Source organism: Absicoccus porci (genome assembly GCF_003725415.1).
In the GTDB taxonomy this organism is placed as follows: Bacteria; Bacillota_I; Bacilli_A; order Erysipelotrichales; family Erysipelotrichaceae; genus Absicoccus; species Absicoccus porci.
Genome location: NZ_RJQC01000002.1, coordinates 52943 through 69593, shown reverse-complemented (window position 1 = coordinate 69593; position 16651 = coordinate 52943). Strand labels below are relative to the sequence as shown.

Below are 16651 nucleotides of genomic sequence, written 5' to 3'. Positions count from 1 at the left end.
GGAATGAATGTCTAATTCTTATTTTGTTCAAAATTAGTACAAAAAAACTATTAAAAAAGAGCAATCTCACATTGCTCCTGCATTTGTTTTGACATACTCGATCATTTTTCGTACCGCGGGCATTTGCACCGCGTGCTTTAAATAAGCCATATATATCGTATGCATAAATTGTTCTTCCGGGATCAATCGTTTGATTACGATATCATCCCGATAGATGGGTTTGGAGTCACTGGCCAAGGCAATGCCAAAACCATCCGCAACAAAGGCAGCCAAACTGTCTTCATCTGGAAAGGTACTCGTAATATTGGGATGGACATTATATTCTTTGAAGTAATTCACGGTTGTTTTTCCTAAACCCGTTTTGGGATCGTAGCACAAGACGGGATATTTTGAAAAGATCGTATGATCAAGATATTTTTCATTGACCATGGGATGATCTTTTGGCAATAAAACAACCATTTCTTGTTTCAAGATTGGAATAAAAGTGACATCGGGTTGATCTTCTTTACTGGAACCAAACACCAAATCATATTTTTTTTCACGAAGTCCTTTGATGTTCGCATCGGTATATCCTTCATAAAAATTAAATTGGATATTGCGATTATCCACCGATTGTTTGAAATGTTTGACTAAAGAAGGTAAAAACCAATGGGCCAGTGGTGCTACATACGCAATGACGACATGTCCGCCACTTTCAGTAAATTCATGCATCCGCATACGAGCGGTACTGATATCATTCAAGATAATGGTGGCTTGCTCTAAAAAAAGTCGCCCGGCTTTGGTCAATGATACATTTCGACCCTTCTTTTCAAATAAAGATGTTCCTAGTTCTTGTTCCAAGGAAGAAATGGATCGCGAAAGGGAGGGTTCCGAAATATGTAGACTTTCAGCAGCCAAATTGAAGTGTTCCAATGTAGCAGCACGATGAAAATATAATATTTGATTTAATGTCACAATGTTTCTCCTGCAACAATTATATCATCATTAATACATTGAATGTACTGATTTCCAACAAAAATGATATTAGAAATGCAAAGATGGCTAGATTATAATACCCATGGATTGTTAAATTTTTAACATGTGAGACAAAAGGAGAAAGAAAATGACTGAAAGATTAACAGGACACACAGAATTGATTGGTTTAATGGCTTATCCCATTCGTCATTCAAGTTCACCTGCAATGCATAATGAAGCATTCGCATATTTAGGACTTGATTATGCATATTTGGCTTTCGAAGTAGATAACAGCACTTTGGAAGATGCCATCAAAGGATTGCGTGCATTGAAAATGGTTGGTTCCAATGTTTCCATGCCAAACAAAACCGTGGTTGGACAATATTTGGATAAATTATCACCAGCTGCTGAATTATGTGGAGCGGTCAATACGATCACAAATGATAATGGTGTATTGACTGGACATATCACCGATGGAATTGGTTATATGGAATCTTTGAAAGACTATGATATCGATGTCATTGGTAAGAAAATGACGATTGCTGGTGCTGGTGGTGCTGCTACTGCCATTGAAATCCAAGCAGCATTGGATGGTGTAAAAGAAATTTCCATCTTTAATCGTCATGATAAATTCTGGGAAAATGCTCAAGCAACAGTAAAGAAAATCAATGAAAAGACAAACTGTCATGCACAATTGTTTGATTTAGATGATAAAGAAGCTTTGCGTCGTGAAATTGCCGATTCCTATTTATTGGCAAACGCAACTGGTATGGGAATGAAACCATTGGAAGGACAAACTTGGTTGCCAGATACTTCGTATCTACGTCCTGATTTGATCGTAACGGATACAGTATATGCGCCAGCCAAAACAAGATTCTTGGAAATGGCAGAAGAAGTTGGATGCAAGAAAATGAATGGATTTGGCATGATGTTGTTCCAAGGGGCTGCTGGTTTCAAAATGTGGACAGGTCATGATATGCCAATCGAACACATGAAAGAAGTCTTAGGAATTAAATACGAATAATAAAAGAGAGAGAAAAAGGGAGACAAATAAATGAAGAAAAAATATTTGCCTAGTGCATTGATCATGTACTTGAATTACTTTATCCATGGTGTGGGATGCTCTGTTTTAGGACAAGCATTGATCAAAGATGCACTTGCGGCTTCATGGCAAGTGGAAGCCATGGCCATTACAGCTATTTCGGCAGCACTTGGTTTGGGACGATTGATTGCTTTACCATTCGCCGGTCCATTATCGGATAAATTGGGACGTCGTATTTCTACTGCGATTGGTAGTGCTTCGTATGCGATTTACTTGATTGGTTTGGCTTTTGCGTTTAATGCCGGTCCAAATGGTGGATATCAAATTGCGTATATTTGTGCCATTGTTGGTGGTATTGCCAACTCTTTCTTGGATACAGGAATTTATCCAGCTGTTACCGAAATCTTCTATTCGGCACCAGGTGTCGCAACAATGGGAATCAAATTCTTTATTGCGATTTCGCAAATGTTGTTGCCTTTCTTCTTAGGTGTGACAGTTTCAACAACAGCTGCTGGATTGACATCGTATAATCGTTTATTCTGGATTTGTGGTATTGCGTACCTTATTCTATTTGTACTAGTAATGATCTTCCCATTGCCAGATGCTGATCAAAAAGCCGAAGGCAAGAAGGAAGGCTTAGTAGAAAGTTTAAAACATACGCATTTCTCTTTGGAATCCATTGCGATGATCTTGATTGGTTTCACTTGTACGGGTACATTCCAGTTATGGTTAAATTGTGCGCAAAACTTTGCAGTCGAAAATGTGGGTTGGGCCAATCCTTCCATCATGCAAACGTATTATTCCGCTGGTACGATCCTTGCCTTGATCGTGACGGCCTTATTAACACGTAAGATCAAAGATGTTCGTTTTATCTTGGTGTATCCTGCCATCTGCTTGATCACTATGATCGTTGTGTTGATTGGTAAGACACAAAGCTTGATGATCCTTGGTTCTTTCGTTATTGGTTGGGCTGGAGCTGGTGGATTGCTTCAGATTGCGACTTCGGTATGTAATATGTTGTTCCCAAAAATCAAAGGAACTGTAACGGCATTGGTCATGATTGCTTCTTCTTTATGTAACTATACGATCTTAACGGCTGCTTCCAAAATGGCACCGAGCCAAGTCATGGTCATGAATATCGTGATCACTGGTATTGGTGTATTATTGGGATTGTATGTAAACTTACGTTATACGAAAATGGTTGATTCGGTAGAACAAGGATAAAAAAATGAATACAGTACAAGTAAAAAATGTCACAATTGGCGAAGGTCTTCCGAAGATCATCGTGCCAATTGTTGGCCAAACAAAAGATGAAATTATTGCTGCTGCCAAGTCATTTGCGAATGTTGAATTAGACATTGTGGAATGGCGAGTAGATTGGTTTGAAGGTGTATTTGATTTTGATCAAGTCAAGGATGTAGCGCAAGCTTTACGTGATGTCTTGCAAGACACACCCATCTTGTTTACTTTCCGTACCGCAAAAGAGGGTGGCGAAAAAGCCATTGAGCCAGAAGCTTATGTGGAATTGAATCAAAACATTGCCAAAACGGGTTTGGTTGATTTAGTGGATGTAGAAGCTTTTACTGGTGATGACTATGTAGCACAAATCATTGAGGTTGCTCATCAAAACAATGTAAAAGTCGTAGCTTCCAATCATGATTTTGATAAGACACCAGATCAAGCAGATATTGTTTCGCGTTTACGCAAGATGCAGGAACAAGGCGCCGATATCCCAAAGATCGCGGTAATGCCAAATAATAAAAAGGATGTATTGACATTATTAGCAGCTACTGAAGAGATGGCAACAAATTATGCAGATCGGCCAATTATCACCATGTCCATGGCAGGTACGGGATTAATTTCACGTTTGTGTGGTGAGGTATTTGGTTCGGCAGCTACCTTTGGTGCGGTTGGCAAAGTATCAGCACCTGGTCAAATGAATGCCGAAGATCTAAATACGATCTTAACATTGATTCATAAGAGTCTGTAAAAAGCAAGGAAGCATATGTCATCTTCTGCGTGACATGTGCTTTTTGTTTAAGTATAATTTAATTATTAGTCAGAGAGGAAAGTAGGATGAAAGTTCTGAAGTATTTAGAAGAAAATCTCGAAGAAATACTGATGGTGCTCCTTCTGATTGCGATGGCAGTGATCATGGGCATGCAAGTGATTTCGCGTTATTTACTTGGTGTTTCTTTGTCGTGGTCAGAAGAAATCACCCGGTATTTATTTATCTGGTCTGCTTTTTTAAGTGTCAGTCTTTGTACGCGAAAGTGTATTTCGATCAAGATCGATCACTTTATCAAAATGTTTCCAAAACGTGGAGAGGCTATGTTTAAAGTTGTGAACTTGACAATTTCCATTCTCTTCTTTGGGGTATTGATTCCCTATGCCTATCGTTATTTGGTGGCAACCATTGAAAGTGGTCAGTTATCACCTGCATGCGGCATTCCCATGTATTATGTCCAAGCAGCACCTTTCTTTTGTTTCATCTTAACAGGCATTCGTTTGATCCAGCGTTGGTTCATCAATATGGAAATCGTATTGAAGAAGGATGTGGATTTTCCAGAAGAAGGAACATTGGCGGATGAAATTAGCGATACAGTAAAGGAAAAGGGTAAGTAGTATGTCAGTAGGAGTCGTATTTATAATTTTTGCCATTTGTCTATTGATTGCTGTACCGATATCTATTTCATTGGGCATTGTTGCAGTATTACCCGGCTTGTTTGATCCAAGTTTTACCGCAAGTGGTAGTTTTGTGATTCGTTCCATGTTGGGTGGAATCGATAGCTTTCCACTATTGGCCGTACCCATGTTTGTGTTGGCCGGTATCATCATGGCACATGGACAAATTTCAAAGAAATTATTTGATATTTTTGCGTATTTTTTAGGCAATTTAACAGCTGGTATTCCTTGTGCTGTCGTAGTGACCTGCTTATTTTATGGGGCCATTTCCGGTTCGGCACCGGCTACGGTGGCAGCCGTTGGTTCAATGACCATTCCATTTTTGTTGGAACTGGGATATGAAAAGAAATTTTCCATTGCGATCGTTGCGGTAGCTGGTGGTTTAGGTGTTATTATTCCACCAAGCATTCCATTTATCATGTTTGCGATGGCCAGTGGGGAATCGGTCAGTAATTTGTTCATTGCCGGTATCGTGCCTGGTTTATTGATTGGGTTCTTATTGATGGCATATTGCGTTTATTACTGTAAACGACACGGCGAAGATAAAGAAAAGATCAATACGAAAGTCCAAGAATTGCATGAAGCTGGTTTTATGAAAGTGTTCAAAGACGGCTTTTTAGCTTTATTGAGTCCGGTGATTATTTTGGGATGTATTTATTCCGGAATTGCTTCACCAACCGAAGCTGCTGTTATTTCCGTATTCTATGCGTTGATCATTAGTTTATTTGTCTATAAAACACTGAAGTGGAAAGATATTTGGCATATTTTTGTGGAAGCAGTCCATACGTATGCACCTATATTATTTATCTTGGCTGCGGCCGTGGCATTCTCGCGTGTATTGACATTGATGCAAGTGCCACAAACCATTAGTGCTTGGATCTTATCCCACTTTACAAACAAGGTTGTTTTATTGTTGGTGATCAATGCCTTCTTGTTGGTGGTTGGTATGGTCATGGATACAACTCCAGCGATTTTGATCTTGTCACCAATCCTAGTGCCAATTGTCACGCAAGTAGGTATGAATCCAATTCATTTTGGTGTCATGATGGTCGTCAACTTAGCCATCGGTTTTGTGACACCACCAATTGGCGTCAACTTGTTTGTAGCTAGTTCACTAACGGAAGTGCCAGTCATGGATATTGCTCGTAAGGCGATGCCAATGATTGGTATCTTCTTGATTGCGTTATTATTGATTACATTTGTGCCACAAATCAGTTTATGTTTATTAGGAGGGTAGAACAGAATGAAACGATTAAAAAAATTAACTGCCCTTGTAGTAAGCGGTATTTTATCGCTTTCCTTAGCTGGTTGTGGTACCCAAGCCAGTACGGGTACACAACGATATGCTTGGCCATTGGGAACATCGAGTCCAGAAGATACCGTTACCCAGATTTATGCAGAAAAGTTTGCACAAGAAGTTTCACGATTGAGTCAGGGTAAGATGAAAATCCAAGTGTATCCCAATAGTGTTTTGGGTGGGGATCGTGAATTATTGGAAAGTCAAAAGGATGGAGATATTCCTTTTGTGGTTCAAAATACAGCACCACAAGTCACTTTCATGCCAGATATTGCCGTCTTTGATATGCCTCGTGTTTATAATGATATTAACTTGGTACGAACAGCTATTGATGATTCCGAATTTATGGCAAAAATCCAGAAAGTCTACAACGAAGGCGGTTATGAATTATTAGGATATGCCGATCAAGGCTTCCGTGTCATGTCCACCAATAAAAAGATCACGTCCATCGATGATTTTAAAGGACAAAAGATTCGAACAATGGAGAATTCCTATCATATGATGTTCTGGAAACAATTAGGAGCCAGTCCAACACCAATGACTTTTTCGGAAGTTTACATTGGTTTACAGCAAGGAACGATTGATGCCCAAGAAAATCCATATGAAGTCATTGTTTCGAATAAATTGTATGAGCAACAAGATTATGTAGTGGAAACCAATCACTTGCCACATTTGATTTCTTTAACGGTTTCGAGTGAATTTATGAAGTCTTTGCCAAAGAACCAACAAAAGATCATTCGTCAAGCTGCACGAATTGCGAAAGAGTATGCTCGTAAACAATCGGATAAGCGAATTGCTTCACGTATTCAAACCATCAAGGATAGTGGCACCCAAATTATTACATTGGATAGTGCCACCCAAGCCGAAATGGATACGCGAAGTGAAAAAGTGTATGTAGCGATTGAAAAACAAGTGGATGCTTCGTTAGTTCATGCTTATATGAAAGAGGCCAATCGCTAAATCCAACTTGTCGGAAAAATAGAGATAAGGTATAATGATAGCCACATAAACGTGGCTATTTTTTTGAGGTGAAAGATTATGAGTGATACAAAACAATTGGAAGAAATTCGTGAGAAGATTGGTGATACCGATATGCGTATCATCGATGCCTTAGCGGATCGAATGGTATTGATTCAAGACATCATTGCGTATAAAAAAGCAACCGGAATTCCGATTCTTCAACCGGAACAAGAAGCGAAACAAACCAAGGCTTTAGAGGAATATTTAAAAGATAATGAATTTGAAGAAGAAATCTTGGATGTTTTCAAATATATCATGAAGAATTCTCGTCGTGTTCAAGCCAAGGCTTTATTTGATTATAATGTCTTCTTGATTGGTTTCATGGGTGCTGGAAAAACGACAATCGCAAGCGAATTGGAACGTAAATTGGAAATGCATCGAATCGAAATGGATGAGATGATCGTGAAGAAACAAGGTATGTCGATTTCCGAGATTTTTGATGAATATGGTGAAATCTACTTCCGTAATTTGGAATCGAACTGTTTGATTGAACTACAAAAAGTCAAACAAGGCATCATTTCTTGTGGTGGTGGTGTCATCCTTCGTGCCGATAATGCCGATCACATGAAGAAGAATGGTCGTATCGTTTTATTGACTGCCACACCAGAAACCATTTTGGAACGTGTCAAAGATAGTGATGAAAGACCAATTTTAAATAACCATATGAATGTCGAATTTATTTCCGATTTGTTGAATCAACGTAAAGATAAATATCTGGCGGTAGCCGATGTGGTTGTTGCGACCGATGGTAAGAGCACCGATCAGATTTGTGATGAAATCATCGCGAAATTAATTGCGTTTGATCGTGACAAAGAAGCAAAAGAAAAATAAGAACTCAATCCGAGTTCTTTTTTTGTAGATGAATGTTGGAAAGATAATCAATTGTTGCCTGCAAAACGGGACTGATCCATTTTTCTTTGTGGATAAAGATTTGTTTCCAGACATGGAGTTGAATTTCAGGAATGTCTAAATAGACAATTTCATGTTTTTCAATGTAAGGTTCAACGACAAAATCAGGTAAAAAGGATATACCAACATTTTGCGTAATGATTTCACAAATATCTTGGGTTGATGCAAATTCTAGGATGGGTTTGATTTCGAGTTGTTTTTGAGCTAGAAGCGTATCTAATTTGCGACGATAACTCATATTCTTTTCCGTCAAGATAAAATCATATTGGATGAGTTGCTCAACCGAAATCATTTTTTGATTTGCGAGCGGATGATGGCTGGATGCGACAAAATGACATGGAATCTTTTCTTCGTTGGTTACTAAGTGGGTCATATCGTATAAATGATCATCCAAGGTACAGACGATATCGACCTGATTGTGATCGATCATCGAATACATATCAAAGGTACCTCCTGTGGTGATGATCCAATCGATATGTGGGTATTCTTCATGAAATTGTTGAAAGTGTTTGGTGATGAGAGGATCGCATAAAGAATCAGCCATCGCAATGTGGACAGAACCTTGATAGGTATCTTCCTTTTGCGTAATAAAGACTTGCATTTCATGATGAATGGCTTGTGCCATCATGAGTTTTTGATGGCCTTGTTCGGTCAACTTGATTGTATGACCAACACGTTCAAACAGGGGAACATGGAGTTCATTTTCCAATTGATGGATTTGTTGCGAAACGGTCGGCTGGGAATACCCAAGTTTTTTGGCAGCTTTTGAAAAACTATTGAGTTCAGCTACGGTGATAAAAGTTTGAATCAGTTTTGTGTCCATAAGAATTTTCAATGCTTATTATAAAGACTATTAATTGTACAAATATATATTTTTATTTTATATTGGACCATGAGAAAGTCAAGGTGTAACTATGGCGTTTGTACAGTTTATTTATAATTTCTTGTGGGGCGATTTGATTACCATTTCCTTGCCTCACTTTCATGTTGGATTATCCTTATTGGTGTTGATCTTGATTCCTGCGGGTATCTTTTTTACAATTCGGACGCGTTTTTTGCCCATTCGTCATTTTAAAGATATGATCCAGATCACCATGGAAAAGAAAGATCAAGAAGCTCATGCCATCTCGGGATTGGAAGGTTTGATCGTTTCGACCGCTACTCGTGTGGGTATGGGAAATTTAGTCGGCGTTGTCGCTGCTATCAGTGCCGGTGGTGCCGGTGCCGTTTTTTGGATGTGGTTAACGGCTATTGTTGGTTCTTCAACAGCTTTTGTGGAAGCCACATTGGCACAACTCTATCATGAACGAGATCCTTTGTATGGTGGCTATCGTGGGGGTCCTGCTTATTATATTCATGCTTTCTTTACCCGCAAGACCAAGAAAAAGAAAAGTATCATTGCCATCGTATTTGCGTTTTCGGGTTTATTGTGTTGGTTTGGCATTAGTCAAGTTGTTGGTAATTCGGTCTCTTCGGCATTTGAAAATGCATTTCATATTCCACCTATCTATACGACGGTTATCTTGGTCGCTTTAGCGGCTTGTATCGTTTTACGAAAAAACATGACAGTCAAAGTATTGGATGTGATTGTACCAATCATGGCTTGTTTCTATTTTGGCTTGACAATTTATGTCATGGTTCGAAATATCACATCGCTTCCTTCGGTCATCCATGAAATATTTGTTCAAGCGTTTGGTTTGAAACAAATGGTTGCGGGCGGTTTTGGTGCCGTATTGATGAATGGTGTCAAACGTGGTTTATTTTCCAATGAAGCTGGTTCAGGATCTGCGCCTTGTGCTTCAGCTACTAGTCATGTTTCGCATCCGGTCAAGAGTGGCATGCTCCAAAGTTTAAGTGTCTTTATTGATACGATCGTGATTTGTACGTGTACAGCTATGATCATGTTGACTGCGCCACATGCAGTGATCAATGGACTACAAGGTATGGATTTGTTGCAGAGTGCGATGTCCTATCATTTTGGTCAAGTGGGTGTCATCTTTATTGCGATTGTCTTGTGGTTGTTTAGTTTCTCAACGTTTATTGGAATTTTGTATTATGCTCGCAGCAATATCGCCTATATTTTTGGGGATCGTTGGATGCCACAAACTATCTATAAGGTATTGGCTTTATCCCAATTGTTTATTGGTGGACTAGCAACCTATACTTTTGTATGGGATTTGGGAGATATTGGCATTGGTTTGATGACGATCTTTAATATGATCGTTTTGATTCCGATGTCCAAAGAAGCCATTGCATCTTTGAAAGAATATGAAGAACAAACCAATAAAGAAAGGGTACCATCGATGCAAGAAGTATTTGAAAATGAGTCGGTCTAGCAGAAATGCTAGGCCTTTGTGCTATAATGGGCATATGCGCAAAAGAAGTAAAAATATGCGCGTTTCAGTAAGGAGGGTGGCACCTTTCTTTATTTTGTTGAAAGGTTTAAAATCTACGTATGAATGATCATGTAAAGGGAATTTTATTTATATTATTGGCCGCTTTAGGCTTTGCGTTTATGAGCTTTTTTGTGAAGTTGGCAGGAAATGTGCCAACGATGCAGAAGGCCTTTTTCCGAAACATCGTAGCGGTCTTGATTGCGAGTGTTTCTTTGGTTCGATACAAAGGATCGTTGCATGTCGATAAAAGGGATTATTTGCCGTTATTTTTGCGATCGTTGTTTGGTACGATTGGCTTGATCTTTAATTTCTGGGCAATCAGTCGTTTGGCATTGCCCGATGCGAATATCTTAAATAAGATGAGTCCCTTCTTTGCGGTCTTGATGTCTATTTTTATTTTGGGTGAAAGACCCAATTCCATGGATATCCTTACGGTCATTGTTGCGTTTGTCGGCGCCATGTTTGTGGTCAAGCCAACCGCAGGATTGGCCTCATTACCAGCTATTGTGGGATTGATTGGTGGCATGTGTGCAGGAACGGCCTATACTTTTGTGCGTAAATTAGGAAAGCATAATGTGCCAGGACCATTGATTGTCTTTGTTTTTTCGGCCTTTTCATCGATTGTCTGTTTGATCCCGATGCTCATGGATTATCAACCGATGACATTTATCCAATTATTGTGTTTGATCTTAGCAGGCTGTTCAGCTGCTTTGGGCCAATTTAGTGTGACGGCTGCTTATACATTTGCACCGGCCAAAGAAATATCGGTTTTTGATTATTCACAAGTGATCTATGCAGCGATATTGGGCTTTTTGGTTTTCCATGAATGGCCGGATCGAATGAGCTTGATTGGTTATGTGTTGATCATTGGCACAGCTATCGTAAAATGGTATTTGAATACCCATGGAGGAGAGAATGAAACGGTTCAAGAATAATGGCGCGATCTTACAAGCCATCACAGCGGTGGCAAGTATCCTCATTGGTGCAGCCATGTTGTTTTCCAAAAATGTGCAATTCAGTAGTTTGTGTTATGTCTTTTGTATCGTCTTATGGGGCATCGGGATTTATGAGATCGTTTCGTATTTTCTGAGCAAATCGTATCAACACATGTCGGATTATGGGTTTACCTTAGGGGTCTTATTGATCCTATTGGGATTGGTTGGATTGATTCGTATCAATGATATGACGAGAAATGTCAAAGAATATATGCAGTTGTTTTCTTTGATCCAGAGTATTTTTATTCTACAAAATAGTGTGCAGATGTATGCCTTGAAAAGTAAGGCATGGTTGTTGGATCTTATATTTTCGTTATTGATGATCCTTTTATCGATTTTTGCCTTTACCGGACAATTGAAACAATATACATATAGTATTCTTATGTTTGCTGGCATATTTGGATGTATCAGTGTCTTTTTATCGTCAATGGTCGTTCGATCTTTCCATAAAAAGACGATACAAGAAATGCCAAAGGAGAAAGTGGAAGATGAAGAAAAACATTAAATTCGTTGTTTGTGATATTGATAATACGCTGATCGTACCGCATGCTTCGCTGTCTAAACCAGCAAAAAAGATCATTGAATTATTGCGTGCCAAAGGAATCCTATTTGGCTTAGCCAGTGGTCGTCCCTTAGAGGATCTAGACTTTATGATTGAAAACTGGGGCATTGATGTTGATATGATGATTGGGATGAATGGTTCAAGTTTGCGTGATTGTCGAACCAACCAGGAATATAGTTACTATATGATGAAACCAGAGTGGATCAAAGAAACCATTGATTTGATGAAACCGTTTCATGGCAATCCCATTATTTATGAACCAGGTGTGGTCGTTTGTGTTAAAGAAGATGAGATGGTTCAGGTTTCGGCTTCTTCTTCTAATCGAAAGGTCAAGAAGGTCGATGACATTTCGTATTTGTATCGAACGGAGAATGCGAAAATCATGTTCCGAGTACCCGAAAATGAAATGGCAGATGTAGAAGCGTATTTTAAAGCCCATCCGATCCAATCTGGATATGAAGGCTTTAAAACGCAATCGACCTTATATGAATTTGCGAATAAGCATACCAACAAGGGATTTGCACTCAAGAAATATTGTGAATTGAAACAAATACCAGCTTATCAAGTCATGGCTTTTGGTGATACATCGAATGATAATTCGATGTTGGCATATAGTGGTTTGGGTGTTTGTATGAAAAATGGTTCGCAAGATACGAAATCGGTGGCGGATATCATCACAAAAAAGCCTTGTGATCAAGATGGTTGGGCCGATTTTATGATGGGATATGCGATGTAGGAGTCTAGAAATAGACAAAGGATAGCGTATGAAAATAGCACTCGCACAAATGCAGATGTCAAAGAATTGGGATGAAAATGTGGATAAGAGCTTGTCTTTGTTGCGACAAGCAGGACAACAAAAAGTGGATCTGATTGTTTATCCCGAAGTTCAAATGTCGCCTTTTTTTGCTCAATATCGTCATATGGATCCAAACGCAATCGATATAGAGAATCCGATATTTACCCAATTTCGTGAATTGTGTAAACAATATCAAATCATGGCTTGTCCAAATTTTTATTTTCGAGAAGAGGATAAAAAATATGATGCCAGTTTTTTGATTGACAAAGAAGGTCAGATCATAGGTTGTCAAAAGATGGTACATATTGCACAAGTAGATCAATTTTACGAACAAGATTATTACACACCAGCCAATGATGGCTTTCATGTGTTTGGTGATATCGGGATCGTGGTTTGTTTCGATCGGCATTATCCGGAAAGCATTCGTACCGAAGCCTTAAGAGGCGCGGGTTTGATCTTGATTCCAACGGCCAACACCAAAGCGGAACCAATGGAATTATTTGAACAAGAGATTCGGGTCCAAGCGTTTCAAAACTGTTGTTTTGTGGCTATGTGCAATCGCACAGGAAAAGAGGATCAAATGCATTTTGCGGGTGAATCCTTGGTCTGTGATCCGGATGGAAATACGATTGCCCAAGCCGGCTATGAAGAGGAGCTATTGAGCGTAGATATTGATTTGGATCAAGCCAAACAAGCTCGTCAATCTCGTCCGTATTTAAATCTTCGGCACACGGAATGGTACGAATAAGTTTTGAATAAAAACACCAGAAGTCCTTTATTCATGGACTCTCTGGTGTTTTTTTTTATTATTTTCCGGCCTCGACCATTCGATCGATCGCAATTTTGGCTTTTTGCATGATATCTTCCGGCAAAAGGATTTCTTCTTGTTCTTTACCGGTGATGGTATTGTAGACATCGACCAGTGTGGTTTGACGCATATTGTGACATACACATTCGACTGATAAACAATAGAATTTCTTATCCGGGCAGTCAAATTGTAGATGTTGGACGATACTGTTTTCGGTACCAATTACAAATTCTTTTTTATCACTTTCTTTGGCATATTTCATGATCCCTGTGGTACTTCCTGCATAATCGGCCAATGCGGTGACTTCTGGTTTACATTCAGGATGCACTAATATTTCTGCATGAGGATGTTCTTTGCGTGCTCTTTCCACATCTTTTTTGGAGATGCGCCAATGGGTTGGACAACCACCCTGGAAGGTCTTGATGTTTTTTTCAGGTAGTTGTTTGGCAACCCAGGAACCTAAATTTGGATCTGGAATAAACAAGATGTCTTTTTGAGGCATCTTTTTTAATATACGCACGGCACTGCTGGAAGTGACAACCATATCGACAACCGTTTTTAATTCTGAAGTGGTATTGATATAAGCAACGACCGCATATTCCGGATATTTTTCTTTTAACATCAACACATCTTCTTTGGTCATTTGTTGGGCCATAGGACAACCTGTATAGCGATTGGCTAAATAAACGTGCTTATTTGGCGATAAGATCTTTACGGTTTCGGCCATAAAGCGAACACCACACATGACGACATTTTGGTGATGGGTTTTTGAAGCTTGGACACTTAATCCATAAGAATCACCCATATAATCGGCAACTTCTAATATATCTTGACTTTGATAGGCATGGGCCAATATCAGCATATCTTTTTCTTTTTTGATGCGTTTGATTTCATCTTGCATTTCTTTTGTATTCATTTTTTTAACTCCTTGGCAAACAATGACATTATAGAAAGGCTTGTCAATACTGTCAAGTCTATTGTCTTGACAATGGACTTGACAAAGAATATAATGGCCACTGTCAGGAAAGAAGGACAAAACATGAGAACAGATATTTGCATTGTAGGTTGTGGTTGTTCCGGATTATATGCGGCTTTACAATTGTCTAGAAATAAACAAATTCTTATCATCACAAAATCAGATGCCGAAAGTAGTGATTCTTTTTTAGCGCAGGGTGGCATCTGCATGTTGAAAAATGAGCAAGATTATCAATCTTATTTTGAAGATACGATGAAGGCAGGGCATTATGAAAATGATCCAGAATCGGTCGATATCATGATTCGATCGAGTCAAAATGTGATCCATGAATTGATTAGCTATGGTGTCCACTTTCATAAGAATGCCAATGGTAAACTGGATTTTACCCGAGAAGGAGCGCATACACATAAGCGTATCTTGTTTCATGAAGATGAAACGGGAAAAGAAATCACCAAGAATCTATTGAAAAAGGTCATGACTTTGCCCAATGTCACGTTGTTGGAATATACGACTATGATTGATTTGGTGGAAGAAAAGAATACTTGTTATGGCATCATCATGAAGAAAGCGGATGGTACCATTGAAAAAGTATCGGCTGATTATGTGCTGTTGGCCACCGGTGGTGTGGGTGGTGTTTATCGTCATTCTACCAATTTCCGTCATTTAACAGGAGATGGTATTGCCTTAGCTATCAAACATCACATCGCATTAAAGAATATCAATTATGTGCAAATTCATCCAACCACTTTTTATTCACCCAATGAAAAGGATCGTTCCTTTTTGATCAGTGAAAGTGTGCGTGGGGAAGGGGCATTGTTGTATGACAAGAACATGCAACGATTTACCAATGAATTATTACCACGTGATGTTTTGACGGAAAAAATCAAAGCACAAATGAAAAAGGATGGAACCGATCATGTTTGGGAAGATCTTCGTCCCATTGGTCATGAACAATTGATTAGTCATTTTCCTCATATTGTGCAACATTGTCTGGAAATGGGGTATGATCCGGAAAAAGAACCGATTCCAGTTGTTCCTGCGCAACATTATTTTATGGGTGGTATCAAAGTCAATAAACAATCGAAGACTTCGATGGATCATTTATATGCGATTGGCGAAACAGCTTGCAATGGAGTGCATGGTAAGAATCGATTGGCTTCGAATTCTTTGTTGGAGTCTTTGGTGTTTGCTAAAAGGGCAGCCAAAGAAATCAGTGCATCGTATGAAACGTTGCATAATCCCTTGGTTTTTGCCAAGGTCCAAGAAAAAGACTATACGAACATGACGGTCTTGAAAGAAACCTATCGGCATATGGTTCAGACCAAAGTCATGGCTTAGGAGGTAAATATGTTTGATCCAATCACAATGCGTTTGCACGTGGATCCTTTGATCCAAAGTGCTCTTGAAGAAGATATCAATAGTGAAGATGTATCGACCAATTGTGTCATGCCCACATCCAAACAAGGCCAAGTTGACTTGATTGCGAAAGAAGATGGCATTCTTTGTGGGGCTCAAGTTTTCGAGCGTGTGTTTACCCTTCTCGATCCAACCATGAAAGTAGAGTGGCAGGCCAAAGATGGCGACAACATTCACGATCAACAAGTATTGGCACAAGTAAAAGGGGACATTCGAGTCCTATTATCCGGTGAAAGAACGGCTTTGAATTATTTACAACGGATGAGTGGAATTGCCACATATACACATCAGATGGCAAAGTTATTAGAGGGAACGTCCATTCAGCTGTTGGATACACGAAAGACAACGCCAAATATGCGTATTTTTGAAAAATATGCGGTTAAAGTTGGCGGTGGTCATAATCATCGGTATAATTTATCTGATGGTGTGATGTTGAAGGATAATCACATTGATGCGGCTGGTGGTGTTTCACAAGCCATTCAAATGGCAAGGGCCTATGCACCATTTGTACGTAAAATTGAGGTGGAAGTAGAAAATTTAGGCATGGTCAAAGAAGCTGTATCCGCTGGTGCAGACATCATCATGTTAGATAATATGGATCATGATATGATGGCGCAAGCCATATCTTTGATCGATGGTAAAGCAAAGATCGAAATTTCGGGGAATGTAACCAAAGCCAATATTGATCGGATCAAGGATCTTTCCGTTGATTATATTTCAAGTGGGGCTTTGACACATTCAGCACCCATATTGGATGTATCTCTAAAACATTTACACGCTTTGTAGGAGGTATAG

Annotated in this window: 17 protein-coding genes; 14 read left to right on the top strand and 3 right to left on the bottom strand. The window is 39.2% G+C overall.

The window, feature by feature from the left end:
* Positions 1 to 66: 66 nt before the first annotated feature.
* Positions 67 to 954 carry a LysR family transcriptional regulator gene (locus tag EDX97_RS04970; RefSeq protein WP_128520090.1) on the bottom strand — a complete coding sequence of 296 codons (888 nt, stop codon included), beginning with the start codon at positions 952 to 954 and terminating at the stop codon, positions 67 to 69.
* A gap of 148 nt (positions 955 to 1102) precedes the next feature.
* Between EDX97_RS04970 and EDX97_RS04965 the strand changes: the two genes are divergently transcribed.
* The 7 genes from EDX97_RS04965 to EDX97_RS04935 all read left to right on the top strand — a co-directional run bounded on the left by EDX97_RS04965 (position 1103) and on the right by EDX97_RS04935 (position 7829).
* Complete coding sequence (locus EDX97_RS04965) at positions 1103 to 1978, top strand: shikimate dehydrogenase (protein WP_128520089.1); 876 nt, start codon at positions 1103 to 1105, stop codon at positions 1976 to 1978.
* Positions 1979 to 2008: 30 nt separating this feature from the next.
* On the top strand, positions 2009 to 3220 hold the full coding sequence (locus EDX97_RS04960) for an MFS transporter (RefSeq protein ID WP_128520088.1): 1212 nt from the start codon (positions 2009 to 2011) through the stop codon (positions 3218 to 3220).
* Positions 3221 to 3224: 4 nt separating this feature from the next.
* Entirely contained in the window at positions 3225 to 3986 is a 762-nt protein-coding gene (gene aroD / locus EDX97_RS04955) for a type I 3-dehydroquinate dehydratase (RefSeq protein WP_128520087.1), read from the top strand.
* Between the two features lie 86 nt (positions 3987 to 4072).
* The gene (locus tag EDX97_RS04950) at positions 4073 to 4621 is read left to right on the top strand and encodes a TRAP transporter small permease (RefSeq protein WP_128520086.1); all 549 of its coding nucleotides are present in this window, start codon (positions 4073 to 4075) and stop codon (positions 4619 to 4621) included.
* 1 nt (position 4622) lies between these two features.
* Positions 4623 to 5918, top strand: coding sequence for a TRAP transporter large permease (locus EDX97_RS04945; RefSeq protein WP_128520085.1), 1296 nt, complete (start codon positions 4623 to 4625; stop codon positions 5916 to 5918).
* 6 nt (positions 5919 to 5924) lie between these two features.
* Positions 5925 to 6938, top strand: a complete 1014-nt coding sequence (locus EDX97_RS04940; RefSeq protein WP_128520084.1) for a TRAP transporter substrate-binding protein — start codon at positions 5925 to 5927, stop codon at positions 6936 to 6938.
* A gap of 78 nt (positions 6939 to 7016) precedes the next feature.
* The gene (locus tag EDX97_RS04935; protein ID WP_128520083.1) at positions 7017 to 7829 is read left to right on the top strand and encodes a shikimate kinase; all 813 of its coding nucleotides are present in this window, start codon (positions 7017 to 7019) and stop codon (positions 7827 to 7829) included.
* A 4-nt stretch (positions 7830 to 7833) separates the two neighbouring features.
* On the opposite strand, the gene EDX97_RS04930 is transcribed toward EDX97_RS04935, so the two are convergent.
* Positions 7834 to 8730, bottom strand: a complete 897-nt coding sequence (locus EDX97_RS04930) for a LysR family transcriptional regulator (RefSeq protein ID WP_128520082.1) — start codon at positions 8728 to 8730, stop codon at positions 7834 to 7836.
* Between the two features lie 91 nt (positions 8731 to 8821).
* On the opposite strand from EDX97_RS04930, the gene EDX97_RS04925 reads away from it, so the two are divergent.
* The 5 genes from EDX97_RS04925 to EDX97_RS04905 all read left to right on the top strand — a co-directional run bounded on the left by EDX97_RS04925 (position 8822) and on the right by EDX97_RS04905 (position 13404).
* Positions 8822 to 10243, top strand: a complete 1422-nt coding sequence (locus tag EDX97_RS04925; protein WP_128520081.1) for an alanine/glycine:cation symporter family protein — start codon at positions 8822 to 8824, stop codon at positions 10241 to 10243.
* Between the two features lie 119 nt (positions 10244 to 10362).
* A complete protein-coding gene (locus EDX97_RS04920; protein ID WP_128520080.1) occupies positions 10363 to 11238 on the top strand; it encodes a DMT family transporter in 876 nt (291 codons plus the stop codon).
* Positions 11219 to 11803 carry a DUF308 domain-containing protein gene (locus tag EDX97_RS04915; protein ID WP_173446574.1) on the top strand — a complete coding sequence of 195 codons (585 nt, stop codon included), beginning with the start codon at positions 11219 to 11221 and terminating at the stop codon, positions 11801 to 11803. Before EDX97_RS04920 ends, EDX97_RS04915 begins: the two co-directional genes overlap by 20 nt.
* Positions 11787 to 12596 (top strand): Cof-type HAD-IIB family hydrolase, encoded by an 810-nt coding sequence (locus EDX97_RS04910; protein ID WP_128520078.1) that lies wholly within the window; start codon positions 11787 to 11789, stop codon positions 12594 to 12596. The genes EDX97_RS04915 and EDX97_RS04910 overlap by 17 nt, the downstream gene beginning before the upstream one ends.
* Before the next feature lie 28 nt (positions 12597 to 12624).
* Positions 12625 to 13404 carry a carbon-nitrogen hydrolase family protein gene (locus EDX97_RS04905; RefSeq protein WP_128520077.1) on the top strand — a complete coding sequence of 260 codons (780 nt, stop codon included), beginning with the start codon at positions 12625 to 12627 and terminating at the stop codon, positions 13402 to 13404.
* A 58-nt stretch (positions 13405 to 13462) separates the two neighbouring features.
* Here EDX97_RS04905 and nadA read toward each other — a convergent pair whose 3' ends face one another.
* Positions 13463 to 14380: a quinolinate synthase NadA gene (gene nadA, locus EDX97_RS04900; RefSeq protein WP_128520076.1), complete on the bottom strand. Its 918-nt coding sequence runs from the start codon at positions 14378 to 14380 to the stop codon at positions 13463 to 13465.
* Between the two features lie 123 nt (positions 14381 to 14503).
* Here nadA and EDX97_RS04895 point away from each other — a divergent pair, with 123 nt between their 5' ends.
* Both EDX97_RS04895 and nadC read left to right on the top strand, forming a co-directional pair.
* Complete coding sequence (locus EDX97_RS04895) at positions 14504 to 15778, top strand: L-aspartate oxidase (protein ID WP_128520075.1); 1275 nt, start codon at positions 14504 to 14506, stop codon at positions 15776 to 15778.
* A gap of 9 nt (positions 15779 to 15787) precedes the next feature.
* Positions 15788 to 16642: a carboxylating nicotinate-nucleotide diphosphorylase gene (gene nadC, locus EDX97_RS04890; RefSeq protein ID WP_128520074.1), complete on the top strand. Its 855-nt coding sequence runs from the start codon at positions 15788 to 15790 to the stop codon at positions 16640 to 16642.
* Positions 16643 to 16651 lie beyond the last annotated feature (9 nt).

Bases quoted from the DNA above. Each gene is read 5' to 3' on its own strand.
- EDX97_RS04965 (WP_128520089.1), top strand. From the start codon at position 1,103: ATGACTGAAAGATTAACAGGACACACAGAATTGATTGGTTTAATGGCT.
- EDX97_RS04960 (WP_128520088.1), top strand. From the start codon at position 2,009: ATGAAGAAAAAATATTTGCCTAGTGCATTGATCATGTACTTGAATTAC.
- aroD (WP_128520087.1), top strand. From the start codon at position 3,225: ATGAATACAGTACAAGTAAAAAATGTCACAATTGGCGAAGGTCTTCCG.
- EDX97_RS04950 (WP_128520086.1), top strand. From the start codon at position 4,073: ATGAAAGTTCTGAAGTATTTAGAAGAAAATCTCGAAGAAATACTGATG.
- EDX97_RS04945 (WP_128520085.1), top strand. From the start codon at position 4,623: ATGTCAGTAGGAGTCGTATTTATAATTTTTGCCATTTGTCTATTGATT.
- EDX97_RS04940 (WP_128520084.1), top strand. From the start codon at position 5,925: ATGAAACGATTAAAAAAATTAACTGCCCTTGTAGTAAGCGGTATTTTA.
- EDX97_RS04935 (WP_128520083.1), top strand. From the start codon at position 7,017: ATGAGTGATACAAAACAATTGGAAGAAATTCGTGAGAAGATTGGTGAT.
- EDX97_RS04930 (WP_128520082.1), bottom strand. From the start codon at position 8,730: ATGGACACAAAACTGATTCAAACTTTTATCACCGTAGCTGAACTCAAT.
- EDX97_RS04925 (WP_128520081.1), top strand. From the start codon at position 8,822: ATGGCGTTTGTACAGTTTATTTATAATTTCTTGTGGGGCGATTTGATT.
- EDX97_RS04920 (WP_128520080.1), top strand. From the start codon at position 10,363: ATGAATGATCATGTAAAGGGAATTTTATTTATATTATTGGCCGCTTTA.
- EDX97_RS04915 (WP_173446574.1), top strand. From the start codon at position 11,219: ATGAAACGGTTCAAGAATAATGGCGCGATCTTACAAGCCATCACAGCG.
- EDX97_RS04910 (WP_128520078.1), top strand. From the start codon at position 11,787: ATGAAGAAAAACATTAAATTCGTTGTTTGTGATATTGATAATACGCTG.
- EDX97_RS04905 (WP_128520077.1), top strand. From the start codon at position 12,625: ATGAAAATAGCACTCGCACAAATGCAGATGTCAAAGAATTGGGATGAA.
- nadA (WP_128520076.1), bottom strand. From the start codon at position 14,380: ATGAATACAAAAGAAATGCAAGATGAAATCAAACGCATCAAAAAAGAA.
- EDX97_RS04895 (WP_128520075.1), top strand. From the start codon at position 14,504: ATGAGAACAGATATTTGCATTGTAGGTTGTGGTTGTTCCGGATTATAT.
- nadC (WP_128520074.1), top strand. From the start codon at position 15,788: ATGTTTGATCCAATCACAATGCGTTTGCACGTGGATCCTTTGATCCAA.